This window comes from Bathymodiolus heckerae thiotrophic gill symbiont, from assembly GCF_900128515.1.
Taxonomy (GTDB): Bacteria; Pseudomonadota; Gammaproteobacteria; order PS1; family Pseudothioglobaceae; genus Thioglobus_A.
The window spans coordinates 1-1,613 of sequence record NZ_FQTP01000192.1 but is presented as its reverse complement, the minus strand read 5'-3'; the positions used below and the strand labels follow the sequence as shown (position 1 = coordinate 1,613).

2 protein-coding genes, 3 tRNA genes and 1 pseudogene are annotated in these 1,613 nt (G+C 36.5%); 3 read left to right on the top strand and 3 right to left on the bottom strand.

Going from position 1 to position 1,613, the window contains the following annotated elements; all coding sequences use genetic code 11:
• Together BTHERMOSOX_RS11070 and BTHERMOSOX_RS11065 are read right to left on the bottom strand one after the other, a co-directional pair.
• On the bottom strand, positions 1 to 133 hold a 133-nt coding region (locus BTHERMOSOX_RS11070; RefSeq protein ID WP_171004759.1), incomplete at its 3' end, for a nicotinate-nicotinamide nucleotide adenylyltransferase.
• The gene (locus BTHERMOSOX_RS11065) at positions 130 to 852 is read right to left on the bottom strand and encodes an MBL fold metallo-hydrolase (protein ID WP_138121182.1); all 723 of its coding nucleotides are present in this window, start codon (positions 850 to 852) and stop codon (positions 130 to 132) included. The genes BTHERMOSOX_RS11065 and BTHERMOSOX_RS11070, both read right to left, overlap by 4 nt.
• Positions 853 to 964: 112 nt before the next feature.
• Between BTHERMOSOX_RS11065 and BTHERMOSOX_RS11060 the strand changes: the two genes are divergently transcribed.
• The 3 genes from BTHERMOSOX_RS11060 to BTHERMOSOX_RS11050 all read left to right on the top strand — a co-directional run bounded on the left by BTHERMOSOX_RS11060 (position 965) and on the right by BTHERMOSOX_RS11050 (position 1,305).
• Positions 965 to 1,040 (top strand) — tRNA-Ala (locus tag BTHERMOSOX_RS11060).
• Positions 1,041 to 1,061: 21 nt separating this feature from the next.
• Positions 1,062 to 1,136, top strand: a tRNA-Glu gene (locus BTHERMOSOX_RS11055).
• Between the two features lie 91 nt (positions 1,137 to 1,227).
• Positions 1,228 to 1,305, top strand: a tRNA-Glu gene (locus tag BTHERMOSOX_RS11050).
• A 184-nt stretch (positions 1,306 to 1,489) separates the two neighbouring features.
• Here the strand turns inward: BTHERMOSOX_RS11050 and BTHERMOSOX_RS11045 are convergent.
• Positions 1,490 to 1,613 (bottom strand): annotated as a pseudogene (locus BTHERMOSOX_RS11045) (IS1595 family transposase); the annotation flags it as partial.

Sequence of the window (1,613 nt, the reverse complement as noted above, 5' to 3'; positions counted from 1 at the left end):
AATTTTTGTGAACAGGTGTGTGACAAGGCATTAAAAATAATTCAGTTAAATTCAGCTCTTTTACTAGCTGTTGTGCATTGTTTAAATGCCCAAGATGTATGGGATCAAACGAGCCACCAAAAAAACCGATCATAACATTGCTTGAACTTCTTTTAGGCTTAATGCCTCAGTAGGGTAAGCGACTAAACCTTGTGACATGCCATCAACAAAGTTAACAAAATCTTCTTCGTTATTTAGTAATAAATACGCATTACCTGCTTTTTGCTCACCCATGGTGGTGTTAATTTTGCAGCCATAGTCATGCCCACAATGCAGCATTACTGTATCATCAACTCGCTTTAGTTTTTGCATAGAATGATAAAACTGACGAACGCTACCGCCTGGCATGGTACAGTGGCCTGCGCCATATACAAACAACGTATCGCCAACAATAATATGTCCATCAAGTAAATAGCAAATTCCGCCTGCTGTATGGCCAGGGGTATTGATAATTTGCGCACTAGTATTACCAAGTGTTACTCTATCGCCATCATTAACATTGATCATATCGTGTTCAATATCTAAATAAGGCAACTCATTAATACCAACCGTAATTTTTGCACCTGTTTTTTGCGCAATTTCATCTGCTGCATTGGTATGGTCACCATGCCAATGAGTTAGCCAAATATCAGAAATTTGATAGCCTTTTTTATGTGCATATTCAATAAACATATCTGCGTGCCAAGCGGGATCAATAATCGCACAGGTTTTACTGTCATGATCAAAGATGAAATGAATTGAGTTTTCATAAGTACCCAAGTGATACATAATATCTAACGTAAAGGTTTGTTCGGTAAAAGTTTTTATTAACATAAAGTTTTTATCTTAAGATTATGCAAACATTTTACCAATTAAGTCTTGACTATTTCAACATAGCGACTATAATTTCTGTTTTTTGCTTTGCACTAATATTTTAATAATATTTGGGGCTATAGCTCAGCTGGGAGAGCACGACACTGGCAGTGTCGGGGTCAGCGGTTCGATCCCGCTTAGCTCCACCAGCAGTAGCAAGAAAATGTTATGTCGCCTTCGTCTATCGGTTAGGACCCTAGGTTTTCATCCTAGTAAGAGGAGTTCGATTCTCCTAGGCGATGCCATACGCTTAAAACCTGATTTTTTAAATCAGGTTTTTTTTCGCCCATTGAAAATTACACATTATTTACACAGTTTTTTAATTAAAATACCCTTGTCGCGTTCGTCTAGTCCGGCCCAGGACTCCAGGATTTCATCCTGGTAACAGGAGTTCAAATCTCTTACGCGACGCCAAATTACTTCGATCTTTTCCTTGCTACGGCGTTAAACTACTAAATTCTTTCAATCATATAGAAAGTCGCTATATTCAATTAAGAATTTAGCAGCTTGCCTTGTAGAAAGAAAAAGCACTTGTAATTACAAATTACCTTTCTATGTTTTTGTCTTTTTCATCCCTATTGTGTTAAATATTAATGGGTCATGACAACTTAAGCGACTCTTTTCTGAACATTTCAAGCAAAATCTTATAAAGATTTTGCTTGCGATTATTGAATCTAAATTCACATTCTTTCAAGTGTAAATTAAACATATTTTTATTCATT

Coding starts and splice junctions, on each gene's coding strand:
- BTHERMOSOX_RS11065 (WP_138121182.1), bottom strand. CDS start 852: ATGTTAATAAAAACTTTTACCGAACAAACCTTTACGTTAGATATTATG.